The organism is Actinoplanes philippinensis, assembly GCF_900113015.1.
In the GTDB taxonomy this organism is placed as follows: Bacteria; Actinomycetota; Actinomycetes; order Mycobacteriales; family Micromonosporaceae; genus Actinoplanes; species Actinoplanes philippinensis.
This window is the reverse complement of sequence record NZ_FONV01000005.1, coordinates 460,377-487,116: the sequence shown is the minus strand read 5'-3', so window position 1 is coordinate 487,116 and position 26,740 is coordinate 460,377. Positions and strand designations below refer to the sequence as shown.

Genomic DNA, 26,740 nt, shown 5'->3' with positions numbered 1-26,740 from the left:
CATGAGCGTCGGGTCGGGACGGGTGATCGCCGGGCGTTACCGGCTGGGGCGGATGCTGGGCCGCGGCGGTATGGGCGCGGTCTGGCAGGCCGAGGACACGCTGCTCGGCCGGGAGGTGGCGCTCAAGGAGGTCGCCGGGGCGGCCCACCCTTCCGAGTCGCAGGTGCGGCGCACCCTGCGGGAGGCGCAGGCCGCGGCGCGTCTGCGGCATCCTTCCATCGTCACCGTCTACGACGTGGTCACCGACGACGGCGCCCCGTGGATCGTCATGGAGCTGGTCGACGGCCGGTCCCTCGCCGAGACCATCGCCGAGCAGGGCCTGCTCACCGAACGGCGAACCGCCGAGATCGGTCTGCACGTGCTCGACGCTCTCCGGGCGGCCCACCGGGAGGGCATCGCCCACCGCGACGTCAAACCCGCCAACATCCTCCTCGAGGACGAGCGGGTGGTGCTGACCGACTTCGGCATCGCCGCCATCGACGACGCGACCGCCCTCACCGCGACCGGCCAGATGGTCGGCTCACCGGCCTACCTCGCTCCGGAACGCATCAACGGGCAGCCGGCGACGGCAGCCGCCGACATGTGGTCGCTGGGCGTGACGCTGTACACGGCGGTGACCGGCCGGTCACCGTTCCAGCGGGAGGACACCCAGTCCACGCTGGCCGCGATCCTGCACCACCGCCCGGAGTCCCCGGCCCATGCCGGACGGCTCTGGCCGGTGATCAAGGGCCTGCTGGACAAGGACCCGATCCGCCGTCTCGGCGCCGAACAGGCCCGCGAACTACTGGCCAACGTGGCCCGGACAGCCGACACGACCGACTCCGGGGCCCGTCGCCGGCCCCGCTGGTGGCCGCTACGGCAGACCCGGCCCGAAGACACCCCGGACGGCTTGCCGGGAACCCTGGTGGCCCCGTCCCCGACCCTCGCCGCGCCGACGGCCCAGCAGCAGGGCCCCGGCGTGCCGGCGGTGGTCGGCGCCCCCGGCCCGGACCCGGTAACCGTCGCCGCGGTGGAACCCGCCACCGCATCCGTCGCCGCGGTGGAACCCGCCACCGCATCCGTCGCCGCGGTGGAACCCGCCACCCCATCCGTCGTCGCGGTGGAATCCGCCAGTGGCACCGCCTCGGCCGCGGCCACCGTTGCGGCGGTCGAGTCCGCCACCACCGCCGTCACCGAATCGGCCGCCGACGCCGAGCCGGTCACCGTCGCCGATCCGACCGCCGACCCTGCACTCCCCGCCGGTCCCGCCTCGGCCACCGTTGCCATCTCCACCGCAGCTCCGGCCGCCGCTACGGCCTCGGCCGCCGGTGCTGCTCCCGCTGCCGATTCGGCTTCGGCCGCCGGTGCTGCTTCCGCTGCCGATTCGGCTCCGGCCGCCGGCACTGCCTCCGCCGCCGCTTCGGTGCCGGCCGCCGTCACCGCCTCCACCGCCCATGGTGGGGCTGGGGATGGCACCGGCGGGGCGGCTGGGTCCGGCGACGCTGATGTGGAAGGCGGAGGCGTTGCGCCGCGGACGGTGGACCTCGGCAGTGGAGGTGACGACACCACCGGTCTCGTTGTCGCGCCGGCGATGCTGCGGGAATCGGGGTCGGGCGGGCGGCGGGTGACTCCGTTGCCCGCTCATCCCGGGGTGGCGCCCGGGGCGCGCCGGTCCGGCCGGACCCGGGTGTGGCCGGTCGCCGCCGTCGTCGCCGGGGTGCTGCTGGCGGGTGGCTCGGTGCGGCTGTTCTGGCCGGACTCCGGGTCCTCCGGTGAGGCGGCCGGCGCCGCGCCCAGCGCCGGTGCGGGGAGTGCGGCGCCGTCGGCCCCGGTGTCGGCCGCCGCGGTGGCGCAGCCGGTGAAGCCGGTCAACCCGAACCTGGACGCCTGCCTGGTCGGTACGTGGCGGTCGGTGTCGGTGCAGGTGGTCAACCACTTCGAGGGCGTGGACAAGGTCTTCACCAGCAAGGGCGGCGTGCTGATGCACATCCGGGAGGACGGTTCCGCCATCGAGGACTACAGCCGCTCGTCGTCCCTGACCGCGACGATCAACGGCAACAAGTACGTCGAGACGCTGCGCGGCGTCCGGAAGTCGAAGATGCAGAGCCGTAACGGCAAGCTTTATGCGAGCGGGTTCTCGGGCGGGCCTACGTACAAGATGAAGCGCAACGGGACGAACCAGTCGATCAAGGTGACCAACCCGACCACCTCGTACGCCCTGACGTACATCTGTTCGGACACCGCGCTCACCGTCTACGGCGACGAGGACACCTCCACCGACACTTACGAGCGGGTCAGCCGTACCCCATGATCGTGGTCTTTGCTGGGGTTTTCGCACTTCCTGTGGGTTTTCTGTAAGGGGCGTTTACGTAATGACCCGTTAACCATCATTGGGTACATTGCCGAAATGTCCGACTTGACGCAGTTCTTGCGCCGGGACTTGCCGGCGTCCATCGTCGTGTTCCTGATCGCCATCCCGTTGTCCCTCGGCATCGCCGCGGCCTCGGGTGCGCCCCTACTCGCAGGATTGGTCGCCGCCGTGGTCGGCGGCGTCGTCGCGGGCGCCCTCGGCGGCGCCCCGTTACAGGTCAGCGGCCCCGCCGCCGGCCTCACCGTGATCGTCGCCGGCACCGTCGCCGACTTCGGTTTCGCCGGCACGGCGGCCATCGTCGCCGTCGCCGGCCTCGTCCAGATCGCTCTCGGCGCCTCCCGCCTGGGCCGCGCCGCCCTGGCCCTGTCCCCGGCCGTCGTGCACGGCATGCTCGCCGGCATCGGCCTGGTCATCGCGCTCAGCCAGATCCACGTGATGCTCGGCGGCGCGCCGCAGAGTTCGGCCTGGCAGAACCTGATCGACCTGCCCGGCCAGATGCTCGACCACCACGGCGCGGCCGCCCTGCTCGGTGTCCTGACCGTGGCGATCCTGGTGCTCTGGCCGCGCCTGGTCCGCTTCTCCCTGCTGCCCGCCGCTCTGGTCGCCGTGGTGTCGATGACCGCGCTCGCCGCCGCCATGAACGCCGACGTGGAGCGGGTCAGCCTGCCCGACGAGCCGCTGACCGGCCTGATCCGCCCGGCCTGGCCGGACGCCCCGCTGCGCGAGATCACCGTCGCGGTGCTGACCATCGCGATCGTCGCCAGCGTCGAATCCCTGCTCTCCGCGGTCGCCGTCGACCGGCTGCACGACGGCCCACGAGCCGACCTCAACCGTGAACTGGTCGGCCAGGGCGTCGCCAACACCGCCTCCGGGCTGCTCGGCGGCCTGCCGGTGACCGGTGTGATCGTGCGCAGCTCCACGAACGTGGCGGCCGGCGCCCGTACCCGTGCCTCGGCGATCATGCACGGCCTCTGGATCGCGGCGTTCGTGCTCCTCTTCGCCGACCTGCTGGAGACCATCCCGATGGCGGTGCTGGCAGCCGTGCTCATCGTCGTCGGGTTGCGGCTGGTCGACCTCGGCCAGATCCGCACCTACGCCCGGCACCGAGAACTGCCCACCTACCTGCTCACCGCCCTCGGCGTGGTCTTCACCGACCTGCTCACCGGCGTGGCGCTCGGCATGATCTGCGCGGCCGTGCTGATCCTCTGGCGGCTCACCCGCTCGGAGATCCGCCGGGTCGAACGCGCGCCCGGGCAGTGGCTCGTCACCATCCACGGCACCCTGTCGTTCGTCGAGTCGGCCCGGCTCAGCCGGGAGCTGGGCGCACTGCCGGCCGGCGCTGACGTCGACATCGAGTTGCACCTGGACTATCTCGACCACGGGGCGTTCGAGACGATCCGCGACTGGCGGTCCGGGCACGAACGATCAGGCGGCTCGGTCACCGTACGTGAGGTGCACGACTCCTGGTTCCACCAGGCCACCTCGGGCCGGCTCGGGGACGGCAAACGCACCCCGCGGCTGGTCGGCTCGTGGTCGCGCTGGCAGGACATGGACCAGCAGCGGCGCGGCGCCATGGAGGCGGGCATCGCCGAGTTCGAACGGACGGTCGCCCCGATGGTCCGCCCGCAACTCGCCGACCTGGCCCGGGACGGGCAGCGGCCGCAGCAGCTCTTCATCACCTGCGCGGACTCGCGGGTGGTCCCGAACCTGATCACCGCGAGTGGTCCGGGTGACCTGTTCTGCGTCCGCAACATCGGCAACATCGTCCCGCCCCACACTGGCGGCGACACCTCGGTCGGCGCGGCCGTCGAGTACGCCGTCGACATCCTCGGTGTCACCACCATCACGGTCTGCGGCCACTCCGGCTGCGGGGCGGTGCGTGCGTTGATGAGTGACGCGGCACGGCCGGGATCGGCGCTGGGGGACTGGCTGGATCAATCCGGCGTACGGTTCAGCAACCCGGCCGACGAGGAACGCTGCTGCACCGAGAACGTGATGCAGCAGCTCAGCAATCTGCGCAGCTATCCAGCCGTCCGTAACGCCGAGGTGGCGGGTCTGCTGCGCTTGACCGGCATGTACTTCGACCTGGCCGAGGCCCGCATGTACGAGGTGGACCCGATCGTGGGCCAGGCACACCCGGTCGCCATCCAGCCGGCCGCCTGACGCCACTCCAGTCAACCCAGTCAACCCGGTCAACCCAGTCAACCCGGTCAACCCAGTCAACCCGGTCAACCCGGTCAACCTGGTCAACCTGGTCAACCCAGTCAACCCGTCAACCCAGTCAACCCGTCAATCCATCGCCCGGCGTCCGGATCTGTTCCGGGCGCCGGGCCGTCCACGGCACGCGGATGTGACATGCTGCCTGGCATGAGTGACGGAATCGAGTTCCACCCCGCCTGGTGAGCGCCCGCCGGACGCTGTTCGCGTTCGCCCTCGACCAGAGCCCGCCCGGCGAGTCCCGGGCGATCGAGTATCGCGGCTTCCGCTGTGTCACCCGTTCACCGAAGGACCTGCGTCGCCACGGTGCCGCCGCGGCTGCCCGACTGGACGCCTACTTCGCGCGGCCGGCGGCCCGGCCCGACGAACTGCTGGACGCCTTCCATGACGTCGACGTGCCGATCCACCACAATGTGCATCTCGCCGCCGCCGCGTCACACGCCGATCCGAACCGGGTCCGGGAGGCCGGCCGCTGGTTGATCCGCAACAGCGTCCACGAGTGCTCGGCCACTCTCGGCCTGGCGCTGCTGGCCGAGGACACCGACCCGGCGGATCTGCCGGACATCGAGACCATGGGCAGGCTGGGCGACCGTTTCGCCCCACTCGCCGCCCGTGCCATCAGGCGCCGGACCCCCGACATGACGCCGCTGATCCGCCTGGCGGGGGACGCGCACGGCTGGGCGCGGGCCTACTACGTCGAGGCGCTGTGCGAGGTCGCCACCCTCGCCCCCGTGCGCGCGTTCCTGCTGCGGCACGCCAGCGACGGCGACTATCTCAACGGCTACTTCGCCCGGCGGGTCGCCATCGTGGCGAGCCTGCACGAGGCGATCACCGTGCCCGATCCGGACGAGGAACTGGTCGACCACACCGGCCGATTGCTGACCGTGATGACCTTCGGCAGCGGTATGGGCTCCGACCTGGGTTCCTATCCGGCGGCCGGCCCGGTCCTCACCGCCTACGCCGGCCACCTGGGCCGGATGGCGCCGACCTTGGAGCGCTACCGACGGGCCGCCTGCCTCGGCGAGCACCTGACGACACGGGCCCCGGAGCAGATCGGCCGCACTCCGGAGCAGCATGCCCGCCTGATCCGGCGCTTCCGGAGCATCCTGGGCCGACGGTCGTGGCAGGCCGCGGCCCAGGAGCAGGCGGCCCCCGAGGAGGCACACCACCTACGCCACGCGGCCCGGGTGCTGACCCTCCTGCAGACCGAGAACGGTCCGCCATGACGCCGGGCACCCAGGCGGCCGGCGGGGCGCCGCGTCAACGATGGCGCCGCTCCCGCCGCCAGGGCGTTGCGGAACGCGGACGGCGTGCCGAGGAGCTGGCTGCGGGTCGGCCCGGCTGGCCGGGGCAGGGTGAGGGGGCGTGGGCGGCGTGTCGAGGAGCCGGCTGCGGGTCGGCCCGGCTGGCCGGGGCGGGGTGAGGGGGCGTGGGCGGCGTGTCGAGGAGTCGGTCGTGGGTCGGCCCGGCTGGCCGGGGCAGGGTGAGCGGGCGGGGGCGGCGTGTGGTCGCGTGCGGCCCGGCTGGCCGGGGCAGGGTGAGCGGGCGCGGGAAACCACGTCGCGGAACTGATCCGGATCGGTCGGGGCAGGGAAGGTACCCGGAGATGGTGGACCGGCTCCGCGTCTCCGGGCTGTCAGCGGGGCACGAAGACCAGGCGATCGCGGAACAGGTCCAGCTTGGCCGGGGTCAAGCCCTCGCAGTAGACGACCAGTTCCTCGGCTGAGGTGAACCCGTTGTGCAGGTCGCGGGCTTCGACGATCCGGTCGGCCAGGTCGCGGTCGATGGTGAGGTAGCGGACCAGCCAGTCGGCGGGGACGTGGTTGACGTCGACCAGGCCGCCGTCGTCGTACTCCCGGCCGGGCAGATCCGGCCGGCCGATCATCAGTTCGTTCGCCATCGCCGGCCGGCTGGCCTGCAACTCGCGGGCCTCCTGGCGGCGGGCGGCCCGCCACTGCGCCGCGGCCAGGGCCGGGTCCACGCCGGTGCCGTGCTGCCAGGGCGGCGGTGGATAGGAGGGGATCTGATATCGGGCGGCGGTGCGGAACCAGCGTTCCCGGACCCGCATCTGCAGCGCGGCCACGTGGATCGTCCCGGCGATCCACAGGACCAGGGAGACGAGGCCGACCACCGCGTTCTCGTCGTCGGACGCGTAGCCGGGCGACGCGATCATCCGGGCCAGGATGAGGCTCGCGATCACGGCGACATAGCCGACGCCGAGGATCGTGTGCAGGCTGGAGCGCAGTCGGGCGGCCGCGATCAGGACCATCACCGGCGTGCCGTAACCACAGGTGAACAGCGGCACCAGAAACCACCACCCGGTCACCGGCGGGGTCTCACGTTGCCATCCGGGCGCGACTCGTGGATCGGGCTGCATATCCCGACGGTATGCCCACCGGACAACCGCCTCTGTCGCACCTCACGGGGGAGGGCGGCGAACTGGCCCGGTCTGAGCAGGCCCGTGACCGCCGCGGGATCGTACGAGCGTGCCCGCGCCACGGACGGCGCGGGCACGCTCGCTCCGGGCGACTAGTTGCGCGTGATGGTGAACGTGGTGGTCGGGTTCTCGATGTCCCGGTAGTTGTTGCTCATCTGCAGGTTGGTGAAGGTGGCCGAGCCGACGGCGGGACCCTGGTCGGCTTCCGGCAGCGGGTTGGCCCAGATCCCGTATCCGGACTTGGCGTCGTACTCGTCACCGCTCTTCTGCGCCCCGGTGATGGTGACGTTGGTGAAGATCGTGTCCGTGATCGGGTTCACCGGCCGGCCGTTGCTGTACTGGGTCTGGAACATGATCCCGGAGTACGTGGGGTCGACGATGTCCACGTTGCTGACCCGGATGCCCTGGAACACCTTCGACGCGCTGAACAGCCAGATCGCCGGGAAGACCTGTGCGCCCCAGAAGTGGCCGCCGGCCCGGACGATCGAGATGTTGTCGAACACGGTCGGCGGGCTCGCCCCGAACCCGTTCATCGGGTACCCGAAGTCCAGCGAGCTGATCGTGATGCCCGAGTAGACCAGGGTGTCCGCGATGTAGATGTTCTTGAACGTGTTCGCGTAACCGCCGTAGACCGCGATGCCCGCCGCCCGCCACGTCAGGATCGACGTGAGGTTCGAGTAGGTGTTGTTGATCTCGTCGGAGCCGCCCGCGTCGATCGCCGAGAACAGCGCGAAGCTGTCGTCGCCGGTGGCCCGGGCCTCGTTGTTGTCGACCAGGTTGCCGGTCGAGCCGTTGGTCATGTTGACCCCGTCGGCGAACGTGTTCCGGATCCGCGAGTTCTTGATCACCATGTTGTCGGTGTTCGCGCCCCAGTACAGGCAGACCACGTGTTCGGTCCAGATGTTGTCGATCGTGATGTTGGAGACGTTGGAGAGGTCGAAGACCTTGCCCGGCCCGTCGATGCGGATCGTGTAGTTGCCGAAGAACGCGAAGTCCGCGAACGTCGACCCGTTGGCCGTCGCGTCGGCCCGGAAGCCGGCGTCCGTCTCGCTCTGGGTGGACGGCGTGTAGAAGCGGGTGTACCACGGTCCGGCGCCGACGACCTTGACGGACCGGCCGTACACCTGGAACTTGTTGCTCGTCTGGTAGTCGCCGGCCGGCAGGTAGACGCCCAGCTTGGACGTGTCCTGACGGGCCGCGTCCAGAGCCGCCTGCACCGACTGCTGGTCGAAGCCGTTCGGAACGACGTACTTCGAGGCGTCCGGGTTGGCGATCGGGGCGACCTGCTCCAGGTTGATGAAGTCGATCGCGATGTTGCCCGTGTTGACTGCATCCTTCTGTAGCTTGACTGTACTTCCGGCAGGTATTGATCCAGTCAACATGATGTTGGCTTCGTCGTAGATGTGGCGCGGCCCGCTGCCGGAGTTCTGCGGTGACGACTCACTGCCGTACAGCCACGCGTACTTCGAGGTCAGCGGCATCGTCTTGGTGAGCGTCCCGTTGACGTACACGTTGATCGAGCTGGTCGTGCCGTCCGGGATGGAGAAACGCGCGACAACGGTGTTCGTTGCCGCCCGGGTCGTCCACTGGACGTACGAGCCGGTCTGGTTCAGCGTGACCGCCTTGCGTCCGGACGCCTCACCGGCCAGGTTGCCGACGATCCGGTTCGGGCCGACGACCGCCGCGCCGCCACCGATCTGGCCGTCCTCGGCCTCGTAGAAGTCGAACGGCAGGTTCGCGCCGCGACCCACGAAGAACGGCTTCTCGCTGGTGTTGTTGGCCTGCTTCACGGGCAACTCCGCGGAGTCCGCCGCCACCACGGTCCGGACCGTGTAACGGCCGTTCACCGCGGTCCACGAGCCCAGGTTGAGCACGGTCGAGGCGCCGGCCGCGAGCGTCCCGGTCCACGAGCCGGTCAGGGTGCGGACCGTCGTCGAGCCGTTGAGGATCGTCAGCGTGACCCCGTGCGCACCGGACGACGTCGCCGCGGAGCCCTGGTTCTTCAGGGTCACCGAGAACGCGACAGCGTTGCCGGCCGCGGGGGTGCCCGGGTTCCACGTGACCGCCGAGGCGACCAGGTCGGCGCTGCTCACCGGGGTGACGACGAGCGCGGACGGGTGGGTCCAGGTGTTGTTCGCCTCGTTGGTCTCGAAGATCGCGCCGGCCTCGTCGACCTTCGCGGACAGCTGGTAGCTGCCGGCGTCGCGGGCGCCGATGCTCGTACTCACCGTCTGTGACTGGCCGGCGGTGAGGGCCGGCACCGCCACGGTGCCGACTTTGGCCGTACCCAGATAGAAGTTGACGTTGGAGGCGGCCGACGATGCGGTGCCCGCGTTGCGGACCGTGGCCGACGCGGTGATCGCGTCCGTCTCCACCGGTGCGGCCGGTGCGTAGGCGGTCGACGTGATCGTCAGGTCCGGGTTGGGTGCCGCGGCACCGATGACCTGCAGTTCCGCGACCTGGCCGCTGGGCGCGCCGGTGTTCGCGGTGAAGGAGAGCCGGACGTCCGCGGTGGTCGCGGAGACCGGCACGGTCACCGTGTTGCCGGTCGAGGGATTGAAGGTGTACGCCGCGGAGCCCGCGATGGTCGTGTAGGCGGACCCCGACTGCTCCCGCCCGAGGACGGAGAACGTCTGCTGCCGGGTGCCCCACGCGCTCGACGGGTTCAGCTTGACCACCACCGAGGAGACGCTCGCGTTCGCGCCCAGCTTCACCGTCAGGTTCGCCGGGTACCCGCTGCCCTCCCAGTAGGTGCCGGTGTCACCGTCGTTCGCGTTCGCCGCCACGAAGGTGTGGACGACCGACGACGCCTCGATCGGCTTGCCGGCCGCCAGGTCCGTGCCGGTCTGCGGGGTGCCGTTACGGGTCACCGTGTTGCTGTCGGCGGACACGTTCCCGGCCGCGTCGCGGGCGCGCACCGCGTAGGTGACGGTCGCCGAGTCCGGCTGGCTGTCGGTGAACGTCAGCACCGTGCCGAGAGAGGTACGCAGAACCCCGTTCGCGTAGACGTCGTAACCGGTCACGCCCACGTTGTCGGTCGACGCGTTCCAGGTGAGCCGGATCTGCCCGCTCGCCGGCTGGGTGTAGGCGAGACCTCCCGGCGCGCTGGGGGCCTGGCTGTCGCCGCTGACCGGGCCGTAGATCTCCAGTTCGGACAGCTGCCCGGCCGGCCAGGCGGTGTTGCCGGTGAAACTGAGCCGCACGAACCGCGCGCTCGTGGTGGTGAAGTCGACGGTCACCGTGTTGCCGGAGGACGGGTTGAAGGTGTAGCCGGCGCTCGCCTTCAGGGTGCTGAACGTGTTGCCGTCGGTGCTGCCCTGGATCGTCAGGGTCTCGGTGCGGGTGTTCCAGGCGGTGGCCGGCGGCAGTTTGAGGACCGCCTGGTTGACCGGGGTGGACGTGCCCAGGTCGACCTGCAGCCACTGCGGGAAGGCGTTGTTGTTGCTCTCCCAGTAGGTGTTGGGGTTGCCGTCGCCGGCGTTGCCGGCCGGGTAGACGTCGGTGAAGCTGCTGGCGCTGAAGGTCTTGCCGGCTGCCAGGTTCGGGCCGGCGGCCAGTGCCGCGGGGGCGTGGACGAGCGCGGCGACCACGCTCGTCACCGCCACCGTGGCCAGGATTCTTCGGGACAATCTGGACATCGGGGGAGCGCACCTTTCTTCCGTGAGAGGTGGTGATCGCCGGGCGGGCGGCTTCGGTGGGTGCCGCCCGCCCGGACGCCTGTTACTTCAGCCGCAGCCAGGCCGCGGTGTCCTGCGGGAGGAGGTCACCGTCGAAGGGCCCGCTGGCGAGCAGGACGGACTCGTGCTCCGGCAGGGGGACGGGCGCGCCGGAGAGGTTGAGCACGCAGGCGAAATCGGCGCCGCGGGTCCAGGCGAGAACCCCCTCGCCGCGGTCCAGCCAGGCGAAGCGCTGATCCTTGAAGGCGCGCAGACGGATCGCCGACCGGTAGAGCTCGAGCATCGAACTGGGGTCACCGGTCTGCGCCTCGACGGTCCGGTCCTTCCACTCGGCCGGCTGCGGCAGCCACGGGGCGCCGGTGGTGAAGTCGAACGGCGGCTCGTCGCCGGACCACGGCAGCGGCACCCGGCACCCGTCACGGGTGTGGCCTCTCCGGGCGTACATCGGATCCTGAATTTGATCTTCAGGAATGCTCTCGTTCTCCCACAGGCCGAGCTCCTCGCCCTGGTAGACGTAGGCCGAACCGGGCAGCGAGAGGGTGAGCAGCGCCGCCGCCCGGGCCCGGCGCGTCCCCAGCTCCAGGTCGACCGGGGTGCCGTCCAGATTGTTCTCGAAGCTGAACGTGGTGTCGGTCCGGCCGTACCGGGTGACATGCCGGGTCACGTCGTGGTTCGACAGGACCCAGGTGGGCGGCGCCCCGATGCGGGCGTGCGCGTCCAGCGTGCGATCGATGCAGGAGCGCATGAGGTACGGGTCCCAGGCGCACCCGAGGAAGTCGAAGTTGAACGCCGCGTGCAGCTCGTCCGGACGCAGATAGTTGGTGAACCGTTCGACGTCCGGCATCCAGACCTCGCCGATCAGCGCCCGGTCGGCGTACTCGTCGGCGATCCGCCGCCACGACCGGTAGACGTCGTGCACCGCGTCCAGGTCGTGGAACGGGTGCGGCTCGCCGTCGGTCACCTCGGGCAGTGCCGGATCCTTGAAGAGCAGCGCCGCCGAGTCGATCCGGATGCCGTCGGCGCCCCGGTCGAACCAGAACCGCAGGATGCTCTCGAACTCCTCCCGGACGACCGGATGGTCCCAGTTGAGATCCGGCTGTTCCGGTGTGAACAGATGCAGGTACCAGGTGTCCTCGTCGACCCGGGTCCACGCGGTTCCGCCGAATTCCCCGATCCATTTTGTGGGCATATTTTGGCTTTTACGAAACCAAAAGTATTCGCGTTCCGGTGCCGTTTCGCTCGCCAGCGCCGCCTTGAACCACGGGTGCTCGCTGGAGATGTGATTCGGGACGATGTCGATGATGATCCGGATGCCGGCCTCGTGCGCCTCCGCGATCAGCGCCTCCGCCTCGGACAGCGTGCCGAAGACCGGGTCGATGTCGCGGAAATCGGAGACGTCGTACCCGGCGTCGGCCATCGGCGACGGGTACCACGGGCTCATCCAGATCGCATCGACCCCGAGATCTCGCAGGTGACCGAGCCGCGCACGCACGCCGGCGATGTCACCGACCCCGTCACCGTCGCCGTCGGCGAAACTGCGCGGATAGACCTGGTAGATCACCGCGTCACGCCACCACTGATTCGTCATCCCGCTCATCCCTTGAGGCTGCCTGTGGTCAGGCCGGACATGATGTTGCGCTGGAAGATCAAGAAGATGATCACGGTCGGGAGCGCGGCGATCACCGAAGCCGCGATCACGATGTTCTGCGGGGTCCCGGCCGCGAAGCTGTAGATGCCGACGCTCACCGTGCGGGTGTCCGGATGCGGCATGACCAGCAGTGGCCAGAGGAAGTCCTTCCACACCGCGGTCACCGCGAAGATCGCCACCACGCCGAGGATCGGCCGCGACATCGGCAGGATGATCGACCAGAGGGTACGCAACGGCGACGCCCCGTCGATGAACGCCGCCTGCATCAGCTCCTCCGGGATCGAGTCGAAGAACCGCTTGAGCAGGAAGATGTTGAACGCGTTCGCCACCATCGGCAGCCAGATCGCGAACGGCGAGTCCAGCAGGCTGATGTTCAGCACCGGCAGATTGATCACCGTCTGGTACTGCGGGACGATCAGCACCATCGCCGGAATCATCAGGGTGGCCAGCATCGCGCCGAGGATCACGTTGCCGAGGGCCGGGCGGAGCTTGGACAGCGCGTACGCCGCGGCGGTGTCGAAGACGAGCTGGAAGACCACCGCCCCGGCCGCGTAGTAGAACGTGTTGAACAGCAGTTTGGCCAGGTCCAGCTGCATCCACGCGTCGACGTAGTTGGACAGCCGCGGATCCTGCGGGAACAGCGTCGGCGGGGTCTGCGCCACCTCCTGCGCCGTCTTGAGCGCCCCGGTGACCATCCAGTAGAGCGGCCCGATGAAGACCAGGGTGAACACCGAGACCACCAGGGCCAGCAGCGTCCAGTAGACGGCCCGGCCCTTCTTCAGCTGTGTGGAGGAGACGAGGGTGCGAGTGCTCATGAGTCGTCCCTGGTGCTCAGCCGCAGATACACCGCGGAGAAGGCGGCCAGCACCAGGAGCATGATCACGCCCAGGGCGGCGGCGCCGTTGAGGTCGTTCTGGAAGAAGCCGTGCTGGTAGATCAGGTACGCCACCGACGTGGCCGAGTCCTGTGTGCCGGCCCCGTTGGCCAGGATCAGCGGCTCGATGAACAGCTGCATGGTCGCGACGATCTGCATCATCGCCAGCAGCGCCAGGATCAGGCGGGTCTGCGGGATCGTCACGTGCCAGATCCGTTTCCAGAGGCCGGCGCCGTCGAGCTCGGCCGCCTCGTACAGATCGCCGGGAATGCCCTGCAGCGCCGCCAGATAGATCAGCACCGCGCCGCCCATGTTCATCCAGGTCGACGCGAGCACCATGGCCGGCATCGTCATCGTCGGTGACTGCATCCACTCCGACGTGGGCAGGTGGAGGAACTTCAGCACCGCGTTGAAGAGACCGGCCTCGCTCGGGTCGTACGCGTAGTACTTGAACAGGTAGAGCGCCGACGCCGGGGGCAGCATGACCGGCAGGTAGACCAGCACCCGCAGGTAGCCCTTGGCGTGCCGGAACTCGTTGAGCAGGATCGCCACGAAGAACGGGACCGCGAAGCCGACGACCAGCGCCAGCCCGGTGAAGTAGAAGGTGTTCTTCCAGGCGACCCAGAAACTCGGGTCCTCGACGATGCGGAGATAGTTGTCCCAACCCACCCAGCTCGTCACGCCGCGCCGGGTGCGCTGGAAGCTCATCACGATGCCGCGGATCATCGGGAACCACATGAAGACGCCGAAGCAGACGACCGCGCCGATCAGGAAGGCGTGCCCGGTCAGGTTGTCCCGCAGTTTGCGGTTGGTCTTCGAGGAGACCCCCGCCTCGGCTTTCACCGGGGCGGGGGCGGTGATGACGGCCATCCTCAGCTACCGGCCGCCAGAAGCTGGTTGACCTTTTCCTCAGCGGTCTTGAGCAGGGCGTCGACGTTCGCGTTCGGGTCGGTCAGGACACCGGACATCGCCGAGTCGAGGACCGCGTAGATCGCCTGGGCGTCCCGCGGCTCGCCCACGATCGGCAGCTGCTTGGCCTCGAAGAGCGCGAAGTTCTCCACCGGCACGTTCGCGTTGGCCTTACGCAGGTCGAACTCCTGCTTCTGCGCCTCGGTCCCGTTCGCGAACAGCAGCGGCTGCGGCAGGCCGACCGGGTAGTTCTGCGGCTTGGCCCGCACGTAGTCGAGCTGGCCCTTGCCCGGGGTGAGCTTCTGGTAGGCGACCCACTTCAGGCCGGCCTTGACCTGCTCCGGAGTGAGGTCCTTCTTGAAGAAGTAGCCCTCGCCGCCACCGAGCGTGCCCTTCGCCAGGTCGGTCTGGCCCGGCAGCGGAGCCACCGCCCAGTCCTCGAACTTGCCCTTGAACTGGCTGACGATCGCCTGGGTGGTGTCCGGCGCGCCGATGAACATGCCCACCTTGCCGGCGGCGGCGTTGGTCAGCAGGTCACCCCACTGCAGGAGCTGACGGCTGCCCATCGAGTTGTCGCCGTACCGCATGTCCTTGAGGTTCTGCAGGACCTGCTTGCCCTCGGGGGTGTTGAACGCGGCCTTCTTGCCGTCCTCGGAGAGGACCCGCCCGCCCTGCGAGTAGAGCAGCGAGGTGAAGTGCCAGCCGCCGGTGTTGCCCGCGCTGTACTCGGCGTAACCGGCCACGCTGCTGTCCGCGGCGGTGATCTTCTTGGCCGCCTCACGCACCTCGGGCCAGGTCTTCGGCGGGTTGTTGACGTCCAGACCGGCCTTCTGGAACAGGACCTTGTTGTAGACCAGACCCATCGAATAATTCTTCACCGGTACGCCGTACAGCTTGCCGCCGTCGGTGAAGACCTCCTTCAGCGCCGGGTCGACGCTGTCCCACGTGGCGATGGTGTCCTTGCTGACGTACGGCGTGATGTCCAGCGCCTGACCCGAGTCCAGCACCTGCTGCAGGTCGGTCATGTAGCCGTAGAAGACGTCGGTCGTGGTGCCACCGGCGAGACGGGCCGTGAAGTCCGGCGGGTTGTTGCACTGCTGGCCGACGCTGATGCTCTTGATCACGATGTCGGGGTTCTGCTTCTGGAACTCGGTGACGTCCGCGTTCCAGTTCTGCAGCAGCTCCTTCTGGGCGGCGACCGGCTGGCAGTCGACAGTGATGGTGACCTTGCCGGCGGCGTCGGTCCCGCCGTCGTCGTCACCCTTCGTGGAGCACGCCGTCAGGCTGAGCCCGAGGCCGGCCACGAGCGCTAGCGCCGCAACCTTCCGGTACTGCGGTACGGACATCTGTCCATCCCTTCGGGAACGGGTTATCCATGGCCATCGCTGAATCGCGTTGTCGTCACTACGGTCAGGACTGTTTCCCGTAGTGAGTGGAGTCACTGTAACTACGCGCCCATGTTGCCGCAAGGTTTCGATCGTGCTCTGCAAAAACGCGACTGCTCGTTGTTGCTTTGCGGTGGTGTCTGTTTTGGGCGCAAAAAAGCCGGCCCCTTTCGAGGCCGGCCACTGTCGCGCGGGAGTCTTGTTGTGCTGTCAGCTTGCAGGCCGGTCGGACCCGGTTCCGCTTGCTCTCTCTTGCAGGGCGGCTCGCGTCGTCTGCCGCGGGGACGGCTCTATCTGCGGGCCGGGCCGGTTGAGCCGCGGACCACCAGCTCCGGCTCGAACAGCAACTCGTCGGAGAACTCGCGGGCCTCGTCGATCTGGCTCACCAGCAGGTCCACCGCCGCCTGGCCCATCGTCTCGATCGGCTGGCGAACCGTGGTCAGCGGCGGATCGGTGCAGGTCATGAACGCGGAATCATCGAAGCCCACCACCGAGACGTCGGCCGGAACCGCCCGCCCCAGCCGCCGCGCCGCCCGGATCGCGCCCAGAGCCAGCACGTCACTGGCGCAGATGATGCCGGTCACGCCACGCTCCACCAGCTTGGTGGCCGCCACCCGGGCGCCCTCCATCGAGAAGCTCGACCGCTCCACCTCGGCCTCGGCGCCGGACGCCTGGATCATCGCGACCAGCTTGCGGCGTGACGGGATGTGCCCCTCCGGCCCGAGCACCATGCCGATCCGCTCGTGCCCCAGCGAACGCAGATGCCCATACGCCTGCTCGACCGCCACCGCGTCGTCGGTCGACACCCGGGGGAAGCCCAGCTCGTCGACTCCCGCGTTGACGAGCACCACCGGGAGCCCTCGCTCGGTCAGCCGCAGATAGTGCTCGTGCGAGGCGTCGGCCAGCGCATACGAGCCACCGGCGAAGATCACCCCGCTGACCTGGTGGTCCAGCAGCATCTCCACGTAGTCGGACTCGGGCACGCCGCCGATCGTGCGCGCACACAGCGCCGGGGTGAACCCGCGCTGCGCCAGCGAACTGGTCACCACCTCGGCCAGCGCCGGGAAGATCGGGTTCTGCAGCTCGGGCAGCACCAGGCCGACGAGCCGGGCGCGCTCGCCGCGCAGTTTCGTCGGGCGCTCGTAGCCGAGCACGTCCAGCGCGGTCAGCACCGACGTGCGGGTGGCCTCGGAGACGCCGCTGCGCCCGTTGAGCACCCGGCTGACGGTCGCCTCGCTGACCCCGGCCTTCTTCGCCACCTCGGCAAGTCGTTTGGTCACCGCGGAATCCTACGTCAATTCCTTGCAAAAACCGAACCGCAGTTGGTGCTCATATTGCGGTCGGCTTGCGCGGACTTGCGATCGGCTGGCATGCCCTCTCTGTCGGCCGACTCTATTTCACAGCCTGTCGCTGCTTCCGGGGCGTGAAGCGGTTAAGCCGTCGCTGTCCGCGATGCACGGCACGTCAGCGCTTTCAACCGGTTCCCGCCTCGCTCCCGCCCGCGCCTACCCTCTCCCGTGGAGACCTCCCCCTTCTGCCCTCGCTCTTGTCCGCGCCGGTCTTCACCGCGCCGGCCTTCACCGCGCCGGCCTTCACCGCGCCGGTCTTCACCGCGCCGACCTGGGCCGGAGTGGGCTTCCTCCTGGCCTCCGTCGCAGCCGCCGTCCGGGCCGGGTCGTGTCTGGTGTGACCCCAGGGCCGGATCGCTCAAGTGCCGCGGGATCACGGAAAACGCTCCGCAGCCGGTGAGCGGGATGGGATGTTTTGCGGAGGCCGTTAGAGAGGGGTCGCTGTCACCATGTCCGACTGGGATCAGAACGACGGCTGGTCGTCCACGGAGCAGCAGGACTGGTCCTCCGGAGGCGGCCAGAGCGACTGGTCGGCGCAGGACCGGCAGCGTGACTCGGTGCACCGGCTGGCCAACGTCAGCAACGACATGGCGGCGGCCACCGAGGCTGCGGTGCGGGCGGCCGAGACCGCGGTCCAGGTGATCCAGCGGCTGGAGGCCAGCAGCACCGAGATCGGCAAGGTGGTCCAGCTGATCGCGACGATCGCCAAGCAGACGAACCTGCTCGCCCTGAACGCGACGATCGAGGCGGCGCGGGCCGGCGAGGCGGGGCGGGGATTCGCCGTCGTGGCCAGCGAGGTCAAGGACCTGGCGAACGAGACGGCCACCGCGACCAGCGAGATCGGCACCCAGGTCGGCGGGATCCGGGCGGACACCCAGAACGCGGTCTCCGCGATCGAGGAGATGCAGGGGCTGATCGAGGAACTGGACCGCTGCCAGAAGGTGATCAGCGGGATCGTGGTGGAGCAGCAGGCCGGCTGAGGACGACATGCCGTCATGAGTACCGCGGACAGCGCGGCGACGGCTCCGGGCCTGTGGACGAACTCCGAATGTGGATAACCTCCGGGGCGGTCGCCGCGGTGGGGGAGACTGGGCGCCATGGCTCGCAGATCCCCCAAGCCCCGGACCGCCTCTTCCGTGTGCCCGTGCGGGCGTGGTCCGTACCCGGACTGCTGTGGTCTTCTGCACGACGGCAAGCCGGCGGCCGATCCGGAGGCGTTGATGCGCTCGCGTTTCAGCGCGTTCGCGCTGGACAACAGTGACTATGTGCTGCGCACCTGGCATCCGGAGACGCGGCCCGGCTCGGTCGAGCCGGATCCGGCGCTGCGCTGGACCCGCCTGGAGGTGCTGGAGCACAGCGGCGGTGGCGTCTTCGACGCGGAGGGGACCGTCGAGTTCCGGGCACACTTCACCGATGGCGGCCGTCCCGGCGTGATGGCCGAGAAGAGCCGGTTCGTGCGGCACGACGGCCGTTGGGTGTACTGGGGGCCGTTGTGATCTGCTGGAAGGGGAGGTGGGTTCGTCATGTCGGCAGAGCGGCCGCTTGAGGACGGCATCGTCAGGGACTTCAAGGTCAACTTGTCGTACGGGGCATATCTGCGCCTGGACGACATCCTGGGCGCGCAGCACCCGGTGAGCGTGCCGGAGCACCACGACGAGTTGCTGTTCATCGTGCAGCACCAGACGTCCGAGCTGTGGCTGAAACTGATGGTCCACGAGCTGCGCGCCGTGCAGGAGCACCTGGCGAAGGACGAGCTGCGGCCCGCTCTCAAGGGCCTGGCCCGGGTCAAGCACATCCAGCGCACCCTGACCGAGCAGTGGTCGGTGCTGGCCACCCTGACCCCGACGGAGTATGCGGAATTCCGATCGTTCCTCGGGACGTCGTCGGGCTTCCAGTCGTACCAGTACCGGGCGATCGAGTTCCTGCTCGGCAACAAGAACCGCGGCATGCTGCAGATCTTCGACGACCAGCCCGGCGCGCGGGCACTGCTCGAGGACACCCTGGCCACACCCAGCGTCTACGACGAGTTCCTGCACTTCCTGGCACGGCGCGGGCATCCGGTCCCGGCCGGGATCCTGCAACGTGACGTCACCGAGGCGTATGAGTACCACCCCGACCTGGTGCCGGTCTTCCAGGAGATCTACGAGAAGGCGGAGCAGAACTGGGACGTCTACGAGGCCTGTGAGGAACTGGTCGACCTGGAGGAGAACTTCCAGTTGTGGCGGTTCCGGCACCTCAAGACGGTGGAGCGGACCATCGGCTTCAAACGGGGGACCGGTGGTTCCAGCGGGGTCGGCTTCCTGCGGGCGGCGCTCGATCTGACATTCTTCCCCGAGCTGTATGCCGTCCGGACCGAGATCGGGGTGCCCCGTTGATCGATGACCTGCCCGCCCGCGCCGCCGCCCTGGACGCGGCCGATCCCCTCGCGGCGTTCCGGGCGCAGTTCATCACCCCGCCCCCGGCCGAGCTGCTCTCCTACCTCGACGGCAACTCGCTGGGCCGTCCGCTGGAGGCCACCGCCCGGCTCGTCGACGAGTTCATTCGTGAGCAGTGGGGCGGCCGGCTGATCCGTGGCTGGGACGAGGGCTGGCTGGAGTGGCCGCTCACCCTCGGCGACCGGCTCGGCTCGGTGGCGCTCGGCGCGGCGCCCGGGCAGACCGTGATCGCCGACTCGACGACCGTGCTCATCTACAAGCTGGCGCGGGCCGCGGTGGACGCGCGGCCGGGCCGCCGCAGCGTCGTGCTCGACACCGACAACTTCCCCACCGATCGGTATGTGGTGGAGGGCATCGCCGCCGAGCGCGGGCTGCGCCTGGTGTGGATCGAGACCGACCCGGCAGCCGGAATCACCCCGGAGCAGGTGGCCGGCGTGGTCGACGACGACACGGCGCTGGTGCTGTTCAGCCACGTCGCGTACCGGTCGGGGTGGCTCGCCGACATCGCCGCGATCAACCGGGTCGCGCACGCCGCGGGAGCCCTCGCCATGTGGGACCTGTGCCACTCCGCGGGCTCGGTGCCGGTCGAGCTGGACGAGTGGGGCGTCGACCTGGCGGTCGGGTGCACCTACAAATATCTGAACGGCGGGCCCGGCGCGCCGGCGTTCGCCTATCTGCGGCAGGAGCTGCAGGGCGAGCTGCGACAGCCGATCCAGGGGTGGATGGGGCATCGGGCGGCCTTCGAGATGGGCCCCGGGTATGAGGCGGCCACCGGGATCCGGGCGCTGCTGAGCGGGACGCCGCCGATCCTGGCGATGGTCCCCCTCCAGGCGAACCTGGACATGCTGGAGTCGGCCGGGATCGAGGCCGTGCGCGCCAAGTCGCTGCTGCTCACCGGCTATGTGCTGGATTCCGCCGACGAGTGGCTCGCGCCGCACGGGGTGGTCGTCGCCGGCCCGCGGGAGCCGTCGCAGCGGGGCGGGCACGTGACGCTGCGGCGCGACGGGTTCAAGGAGTTCCTGGAGCCGCTGTGGGACACCGGGGTGATCCCCGACTACCGCCGGCCGGACGGTCTGCGGATCGGGCCGGCGCCGTTGAGCACCAGCTTCGCGGAGGTCTGTCAGGGGCTGACGGTCCTGCGGGAGCTGCTGGAGAAGAGCGGCCGGTGAGCACGGATCCGTCGTCCGCGTCGCCGGACGTGTGCGAGACCCCGTCGTCCCCGGCGGCGGCCTGCTGTGGTGGCGCCGAGGGTGGCGCGGGGTGTGCCCTGGCGGCCTTCAAACGGTCGTCCGGGCCGCGTCCCACGGTGACGGTCGCCGAGGAAACCACGTTTCCCGCGCCACCGTCGGTCGCCGAGGAAACCACGTTCCCCGCGCCACCGTCGCCCGCCCCGGCAGTCCCGGCCCAGCCGGATCCTCCGGCCCCGGTGCCCGCCGGTTCGCCCTCCGCCGGCCCTGCCGCCTCCGGGCTTGTCCCTGCTGGGCCGGGTTCAGCCGCGCCGGGTGGGCGGGTGCAGTGGCTGGTGGCGGAGTCGGTCTGGTGGGGCGGGCGCCTTCGGACGGGCGTCGCCCTGCGGGTGGCGCCGAACGGACTGGTCAAACCGGTCCCGGCGGAGCTGGCGCCCGGCGGCGAGGACACCCGCCGGTTCGCGGGGACGCTGCTGCCGGGGCTGGTCGATGCGCACGTGCATTCGGCACTCGTCGATCTGGGCACGGTCCGGGCCGGAGGCATCGCTGAGGTCTGGGATCTCGGCGGGGTCCCGGCGAGAGTCGCCGAGCTTGCCGAGCAGGCGCGGGAAGCCGGTTCGGCGCTGCCACGGGTCAGATATGCGGGACCGTTCCTGATCGCGCCAGGCGGTTATCCGAGCGATCGCGCCTGGGCGCCGGCCGGCAGTTGGCGGGAGATCGTCACGGTGGCCGACGCGGGCGCCGCGGTGGCCGAGGCGTCGGCCGCCGGCGCGACCCTGATCAAGGTGACCGCGCATGCCGGCGGCCCGCAACTGGAGCTTCCGGTGCTGTCGGCTGTGGTGGCGGCGGCGCACGCGTCCGAGCTTCCGGTCGTCGTGCACGCCGAGGGGCCGGGGACGGTGGCGGCGGCCTGTTCCGCCGGGGCCGACGTGCTGGCACACACGCCGTGGACGGAACGGATCGACGACTCGTTGCTGCAGGCCTGCGCGCAACGCATGCGCTGGATCAGCACGCTGGACATCCACGGCTGGGGCCGGCCGGACGACCCGGACCGCGAGGTCGCCGTCGACAACCTGCGGCGCTTCATCGGAGCCGGCGGAACCGTCCGGTACGGCACCGACCTGGGCAACGGCCCCCTCCCGGCCGGCATCAACGTCCGGGAGATCCGCCTGCTGCAGTCGGCCGGCCTGACACCCGACGGGGTGTTGACCGCCATGACCGAATCCGGCAGTTCCACGGTCTCCTGGCTGCCGGGCGGCCTCGACCCGGATCCGGAACGATTCGCGGACGCCCTGGCCACGGCCCGTGTCCTCGACGCGGACTCCCGCCTGCACAGCAGCTGACCGTGGCGACGAGCGTGACCGACCCGCACGGGACTCCCGCCGGCACGGCAGCTGACCGTGGCGACGGGCGTGACCGACCCGCACGGGACTCCCGCCGGCACGGCAGCTGACCGTGGCGGCGGGCGTGACCGACCCGCACGGGGCGCCGGTCGGGGCGGTGAGTCGAGTGCTGAACAGGCCCGACCCATCGCGCCGGGTGGTGGTCAGAGGGTGACAGTGGTTCCGGTGGTGGCGCTGTGGCGGGCTGCGTCCAGGATTTCCATGGCTCGGACCGAGTCCCACGGGTCGACCGGGAGGGAACCCTCGCCGAGGACGGCGGCGGCCACCGCCGGGTAGAAGGTGTCCCAGCGGCCGCGGCAGCTCTCCACGGGGGCGCCGGTGGCGCCGCGGAACAGGTGGCCCCAGCGGTGCTCCGGCTCGACGCCCCAGCGGTCGCCGAGGCGGGCCGGGGACTTGCCGGCCTTGAGCAGGGTCTCCTGGTAGTCGAGCTCGGGGGAGATGTAGGTGCCGGCGGTGCCGGTGACCCGGAAACGGGGGCCCGGGCCGGCCTGGCGCCAGGAGCCCCACAGGTGCGACTCGACGCCGCCGGTGTGGTGCAGGGCCACGAAGAAGTCGTCGTCGAGGCCGCCGTCGGGGCCGTGGACCTCCGCATACACCCGGTCGGCGGGGCCGTGCAGCTGCAGCGCCTGGTCGACTAGGTGGGAGCCGAAGTCGAGGAGGGTGCCGCCGCCGGCGGCGCCGGGGAGCCGCTCCGGCGCCCAGCGCTCCATCCGGGACTCGAAGCGCCGGACCTCGCCGAGCGAGCCGTTCTCGATCAGTTTGCGGACGGTCAGCAGGTCCGAGTCCCACCGGCGGTTCTGGTAGACGGTGAGCAGCACCCCGGCCTCCTCGGCCGTGGTGACGAGCTTGCGGGCGGCGTCGGCGTCGAGCGCGAACGGCTTGTCGACGACGACGGCGAGGCCGGCCTCGATGGCCTCGATCGCGAGGGCGGCGTGGGTGGCGGCGGGCGTCGAGATGGCGACGGCCTGCACGCCGTCGGCGGCCAGCGCGGCGATCGAGTCATACGTCCCGACGCCGGGCAGTTGCTCGGCGACCTGGGCGCGGCGCTCCGGTGACGTGGTCACCACGCCGGTGAACTCGATGTTTGCCGCGGACGCGATCAGCGGCGCATGGAACACCCGGCCGCCGGTGCCATAGCCGACCAGCCCGAACTTCACCCGTTCGATCATGCCCGGAAGTTTTACACATCGGTTGCCGGCCTGTTGCCACTGATTTCCCTGGTGACCTGTGATGCGCAAGACATCACTGAGCGTACGGCTTGATTTTGCGACCGAAACGTGTGCGTATCGCGCACATCCGCCGGGTGATCTAGCGAAAGAGCAGGTACCGCGCCTGTCGGATGGATGACGGCGACGGCCGATCGGGGCGCCCGGGATGAACAATTGCGGGATGGAACCCGCGCAGAAGGACCGGACGCCCTTTTCCGACATCGACGGCCTCTCGGGCCAGATGTCGGAAATCGTGCTGGACGCCCTCACCGAGATGGGCCGGCATCCGGAGATCCAGCGGGTGCGCCGGGTCGCCTTCGACATGCTGGGCGCGGTGACCGGTCAGCGGCTGCTCGACGCCGGCTCCGGCAACGGTGAGGTGGCCCGTCTGCTGGCCGCCCGGGTGGGCGGCCGGGGTGAGGTGCTGGCGGTGGACCACTCGTCGGCGGTGACGGCGGACGCGGTCGCCCGGCACGACGGCAGCAACGTGCGCTATCTGACCGCTGACGTGGCGGCGCTCGACCTGCCGGCCGGGCATGTCGACGGGGTGTGGTGCGAGCGGGTGCTGCAGCACGTCGACGACGCCGACGCGACGATCGGCGAGCTGCTCCGGGTGACCCGGCCGGGCGGGCGGATCTGCCTGGTCGACACCGACTGGGGTTCGCTGGCCTTCGACGGGATGCCGGGCGGCCTCGGCGCGGTGGTGATGGCGCACGTCAACGGGCACTTCACGCCGAGGCAGTTCGACATGGGGCGTACGCTGCGGCGCCGGCTTGTCGCGGCCGGGCTGCGTGACGTGGTCACGGCTCCGGTGACGTGCCTGTTCACCACCCCGGCCTCGGCCGCCGTGATCCTGCCGATGGTCAACCCGCGGGTGCCCGAGGCCGCCTGGGCGACCCCGCCCGGCCTGCGCGAGGAGTGGCTGGCCTGCGTCGACGCGGCCGGGCAGAGCGGCACCTTCCTGGCCGTGCTCACCATCTGGGTGGCGGCCGGCACCAAACCCTGACCTACCGGTGGGGCGGCGGCGTCACGGGCGGTCCAGCGGCATGCCGGCGAAGCGGCCGGCCCCGATCCGCGACCCCGCCGGCGGGGTCGCGGCGCTACACCGGCTGCATACGGTGCAGCAGGCGGTCGAGTGGCATGCTGGCGAAGCTGATCCGGACGTCGCTGGAGGCGTACGGCAGCCAGAACCGCCCGTCGTGCACGAGCCCGCCGCACGAGTAGAGCACGTTCGGCACGTACCCCTCGCGCTCGATCTCGTCCGGATCGATCAGGCCCTGTGGCAGGTCGGCGATCACCCGGGACGGGTCGTCCAGGTCGAGGAGCATGGCGCCGATGGCGTAGCGGCGCATCGGCCCGACACCGTGGGTGAGCACCAGCCACCCGGCCTCGGTCTCGATCGGTGAGCCGCAGTTGCCGACCTGGATGAGGTCCCAGCCCCGGTGCGGCACCAGGATCGGCCCGACGTGCTGCCAGCGGTGCTGTTCGTCGCGCACGCTGAGGCCGAGGGTCTCGCCGTCGGACCGGCACAGCGCGTACTTCTTGCCGTTGATGTACCGCGGGAACATGGCCATGCCCTTGTTGCGCGCGGCCGGCCCGTGCAGAGTGGTGACCTCGAAGTGCCGCAGATCCCGCGTGAAGATCACCCGCCCGGCGATGTTGAAGCCGTCGTACGCCGTGTAGGTGGCCTGGTACGCCATCCGCCCGTCCGGGTCGAGCACCTGCACGAAGCGGGCGTCCTCCATGCCGCGGGACTCGGTCGGCGTGGACGGCCACAGCACCCGCTGGTGCATCGGGATGGTGGCCGGGAACGTGACCGCGTAGTCGGCGCCGACGATGCGCCGGATCGCCTCCAGCGCGGTGGGCGTGGTGGGCCGGGCCAGCAGCTCGGGCGGCAGGTGGCTGAGCACCTCCTCGAACTCGTGGTCGTCATAGCGCTCCGGCAGCGCCGACACCACGTACGCCGAAGCCTCGTTGTCGATGTCCTCCTCGATGAGCGCCGCGCACAGCTGGTGCCGCATGTGTTTGGCGCCGACCCGCTGACCGATCATGAGCGGGCCGTCGCGTTCCTCCATCCGGATCGCCGCGCCGGGCCCGAGGATGGCGCTGCAGAACCCGATCGACGAGATGTGCCCCTCGCCGATCTGGCGCAGGCTGATCGCCACCCGCATCTCGCCCGGGAGCAGTTCGCTCTGGTCGGGGTGCGGGACCATCGACGGGTTGCAGAGCGCGGCGGCCTCGACCGAGAACTCGTGGCTGAAGTACGCGCCGATCAGCGTCCGCGCGGCCGGGGACAGCTCGATCTCGTTGGGCACGCGGTGCTGTACGACCTGGTAGTGGTGCTGGAAGACGGCGAGGATGTCGTGGTGGCGCCCGGCGAAGCGGTTGAGCACGTCGTCGAGCAGCGTGTTGATGTCGCTCTCGTCGAGTTGCAGGATCCGCTCGATCAGGCTGGACGCGCGGTTGTGGATGGCGTGCGCGTCCTCACCGGGGACGAACAGTTTGATCACGACGCGCCGGCCGTCCGGCGCCATGGTGATGTTGTGACGGGTGATGTCGGTGGTGTTCACCGTTGCTGTCACGCTAGGCCGCCTGAGGGTCGGGTCGCGCTCCGGCTCGCCAGCGTGCGCGCATGCTGCAGCGTCGAGACGAGCGCGAGGGTGGATTCGGCTCCTTGGTTCAGATTAGGACCATTGGCCGTCAATCCGTCATAACATCCGCCAGTCTCAGGGTCGTACATCACCGTTCCGGTGTCGTTGTCTCCGAAGAACCAGGTGATCGCCTGGAAGAGCGGAGCGTCCCAGTGCTCGTCGCCGGTGACCGCGGCGGCCGTGGCGCAGGCGTCCGCGGTGGCCGCCGCCTCGATCGGCTGCTGGTCGAAGCGGTGCCGGGGCTGACCGGGCCGCCAGCCGCCGACCGGGACCGTGGACAGGTGCCCGTTCTGCTCCTGTGTGCGGCAGAGCCACGACAGCATCCGGAGCCCGTCGGTGAGCAGGCCCTCGTCGCCGAGCAGGTCCCCGGCGGCGATCACCACCTCGGCGACCGACGGGTTGGCGTAGGTCAGCTCGGGCTCCGGCCACACCCACTCCGGGTCGGCGCCGGGTGTCCCGATCGCGGTGGCGGCGTCGCCGAGCAGTTCCGCGACCGCCGGGTCGTACGGCCCGGCGCGCAGCAACTCGGCGGCGCCCAGCCCGGCGAAGGCCATCGCCCGCGGCCAGGCCGACCGGCATCGCAGGCCCTGCCGGAACGCGTTCGCCGACTCCCGCCGGATCCATCCGGACGGGCCGCGGGCGGCGGCCGTGCCGAGGCCCCACATGGCCCGGCCCCACCAGTCGCCGAGCGACGGCTCGTCGGTCCACCGGCGCTCGTAGCTCATCCGGTTGCGGAAGGCGCCGTCCGGCCCCTGCGCGTGGGTGAGGAACGCGAGATAACGCTCGGACTGCCGGACCAGCTCGGGCCGCGGGCGGGGTTCGCGGGCGGCGACGAGCAGGCCGCGGGACACGTCGTCGACGCAGTAGCCGTGCTCGCGCCGGGCGATCGCGTTGCGGGCGTGCTCGAGCAGCCCGGTGTCGTCGGAGAGCCGGAGCACCTGGTCCCAGCGGGGTTCGGGAAGGTCACGCAACTGGACGGGCGGCGGGATCAGCCGCAGGGTCTGTGCCAT

General features: G+C 70.2%; 20 protein-coding genes. 10 read left to right on the top strand and 10 right to left on the bottom strand.

Features of this window, described 5'->3' with window-relative positions; all coding sequences use genetic code 11:
- Position 1: 1 nt before the first annotated feature.
- The 3 genes from BM290_RS15535 (at position 2) to BM290_RS15525 (ending at position 5,793) form a co-directional block, all read left to right on the top strand.
- Entirely contained in the window at positions 2-2,290 is a 2,289-nt protein-coding gene (locus BM290_RS15535; RefSeq protein WP_093614467.1) for a serine/threonine-protein kinase, read from the top strand.
- 96 nt (positions 2,291-2,386) lie between these two features.
- Positions 2,387-4,513 (top strand): SulP family inorganic anion transporter, encoded by a 2,127-nt coding sequence (locus tag BM290_RS15530; protein WP_093614465.1) that lies wholly within the window; start codon positions 2,387-2,389, stop codon positions 4,511-4,513.
- 236 nt (positions 4,514-4,749) lie between these two features.
- Positions 4,750-5,793 carry a hypothetical protein gene (locus BM290_RS15525; protein WP_093614463.1) on the top strand — a complete coding sequence of 348 codons (1,044 nt, stop codon included), beginning with the start codon at positions 4,750-4,752 and terminating at the stop codon, positions 5,791-5,793.
- A gap of 410 nt (positions 5,794-6,203) precedes the next feature.
- Here BM290_RS15525 and BM290_RS15520 read toward each other — a convergent pair whose 3' ends face one another.
- The 7 genes from BM290_RS15520 to BM290_RS15490 all read right to left on the bottom strand — a co-directional run bounded on the left by BM290_RS15520 (position 6,204) and on the right by BM290_RS15490 (position 16,777).
- Positions 6,204-6,944: a ComEA family DNA-binding protein gene (locus BM290_RS15520; RefSeq protein WP_093614461.1), complete on the bottom strand. Its 741-nt coding sequence runs from the start codon at positions 6,942-6,944 to the stop codon at positions 6,204-6,206.
- 152 nt (positions 6,945-7,096) lie between these two features.
- Positions 7,097-10,642, bottom strand: a complete 3,546-nt coding sequence (locus BM290_RS15515) for a discoidin domain-containing protein (protein ID WP_093614459.1) — start codon at positions 10,640-10,642, stop codon at positions 7,097-7,099.
- A gap of 82 nt (positions 10,643-10,724) precedes the next feature.
- Positions 10,725-12,269, bottom strand: a complete 1,545-nt coding sequence (locus BM290_RS15510; RefSeq protein ID WP_093614457.1) for a glycoside hydrolase family 13 protein — start codon at positions 12,267-12,269, stop codon at positions 10,725-10,727.
- A gap of 5 nt (positions 12,270-12,274) precedes the next feature.
- Positions 12,275-13,144 carry a carbohydrate ABC transporter permease gene (locus BM290_RS15505; RefSeq protein ID WP_093614455.1) on the bottom strand — a complete coding sequence of 290 codons (870 nt, stop codon included), beginning with the start codon at positions 13,142-13,144 and terminating at the stop codon, positions 12,275-12,277.
- On the bottom strand, positions 13,141-14,073 hold the full coding sequence (locus BM290_RS15500) for a carbohydrate ABC transporter permease (protein ID WP_093614453.1): 933 nt from the start codon (positions 14,071-14,073) through the stop codon (positions 13,141-13,143). The genes BM290_RS15505 and BM290_RS15500 overlap by 4 nt, the downstream gene beginning before the upstream one ends.
- A 2-nt stretch (positions 14,074-14,075) precedes the next feature.
- Positions 14,076-15,458, bottom strand: coding sequence for an ABC transporter substrate-binding protein (locus BM290_RS15495; RefSeq protein ID WP_093614451.1), 1,383 nt, complete (start codon positions 15,456-15,458; stop codon positions 14,076-14,078).
- A gap of 329 nt (positions 15,459-15,787) precedes the next feature.
- Positions 15,788-16,777 carry a LacI family DNA-binding transcriptional regulator gene (locus BM290_RS15490; protein ID WP_093614449.1) on the bottom strand — a complete coding sequence of 330 codons (990 nt, stop codon included), beginning with the start codon at positions 16,775-16,777 and terminating at the stop codon, positions 15,788-15,790.
- Positions 16,778-17,043: 266 nt separating this feature from the next.
- Here BM290_RS15490 and BM290_RS48325 point away from each other — a divergent pair, with 266 nt between their 5' ends.
- The 6 genes from BM290_RS48325 to BM290_RS15465 all read left to right on the top strand — a co-directional run bounded on the left by BM290_RS48325 (position 17,044) and on the right by BM290_RS15465 (position 21,811).
- Entirely contained in the window at positions 17,044-17,187 is a 144-nt protein-coding gene (locus tag BM290_RS48325) for a hypothetical protein (protein WP_177319723.1), read from the top strand.
- A gap of 108 nt (positions 17,188-17,295) precedes the next feature.
- Positions 17,296-17,826, top strand: coding sequence for a methyl-accepting chemotaxis protein (locus tag BM290_RS50650; protein ID WP_093614447.1), 531 nt, complete (start codon positions 17,296-17,298; stop codon positions 17,824-17,826).
- A 156-nt stretch (positions 17,827-17,982) separates the two neighbouring features.
- Positions 17,983-18,342, top strand: a complete 360-nt coding sequence (locus BM290_RS15480) for a YchJ family protein (protein WP_425319637.1) — start codon at positions 17,983-17,985, stop codon at positions 18,340-18,342.
- Positions 18,343-18,369: 27 nt separating this feature from the next.
- Positions 18,370-19,221 (top strand): tryptophan 2,3-dioxygenase, encoded by an 852-nt coding sequence (gene kynA / locus BM290_RS15475; protein ID WP_093614443.1) that lies wholly within the window; start codon positions 18,370-18,372, stop codon positions 19,219-19,221.
- Positions 19,218-20,450 (top strand): kynureninase, encoded by a 1,233-nt coding sequence (gene kynU, locus BM290_RS15470; RefSeq protein WP_307837940.1) that lies wholly within the window; start codon positions 19,218-19,220, stop codon positions 20,448-20,450. Before kynA ends, kynU begins: the two co-directional genes overlap by 4 nt.
- Entirely contained in the window at positions 20,447-21,811 is a 1,365-nt protein-coding gene (locus tag BM290_RS15465) for an amidohydrolase family protein (RefSeq protein ID WP_239143564.1), read from the top strand. The genes kynU and BM290_RS15465 overlap by 4 nt, the downstream gene beginning before the upstream one ends.
- 203 nt (positions 21,812-22,014) lie before the next feature.
- Here BM290_RS15465 and BM290_RS15460 read toward each other — a convergent pair whose 3' ends face one another.
- Positions 22,015-23,040, bottom strand: a complete 1,026-nt coding sequence (locus BM290_RS15460; protein WP_093614439.1) for a Gfo/Idh/MocA family protein — start codon at positions 23,038-23,040, stop codon at positions 22,015-22,017.
- A gap of 220 nt (positions 23,041-23,260) precedes the next feature.
- Between BM290_RS15460 and BM290_RS15455 the strand changes: the two genes are divergently transcribed.
- On the top strand, positions 23,261-24,085 hold the full coding sequence (locus BM290_RS15455; RefSeq protein WP_093614437.1) for a methyltransferase domain-containing protein: 825 nt from the start codon (positions 23,261-23,263) through the stop codon (positions 24,083-24,085).
- A 94-nt stretch (positions 24,086-24,179) separates the two neighbouring features.
- Here BM290_RS15455 and BM290_RS15450 read toward each other — a convergent pair whose 3' ends face one another.
- Positions 24,180-25,661 carry a glycoside hydrolase family 130 protein gene (locus BM290_RS15450; RefSeq protein WP_093614435.1) on the bottom strand — a complete coding sequence of 494 codons (1,482 nt, stop codon included), beginning with the start codon at positions 25,659-25,661 and terminating at the stop codon, positions 24,180-24,182.
- The gene (locus BM290_RS15445) at positions 25,658-26,740 is read right to left on the bottom strand and encodes a glycosyltransferase (protein WP_093614433.1); all 1,083 of its coding nucleotides are present in this window, start codon (positions 26,738-26,740) and stop codon (positions 25,658-25,660) included. The genes BM290_RS15450 and BM290_RS15445 overlap by 4 nt, the downstream gene beginning before the upstream one ends.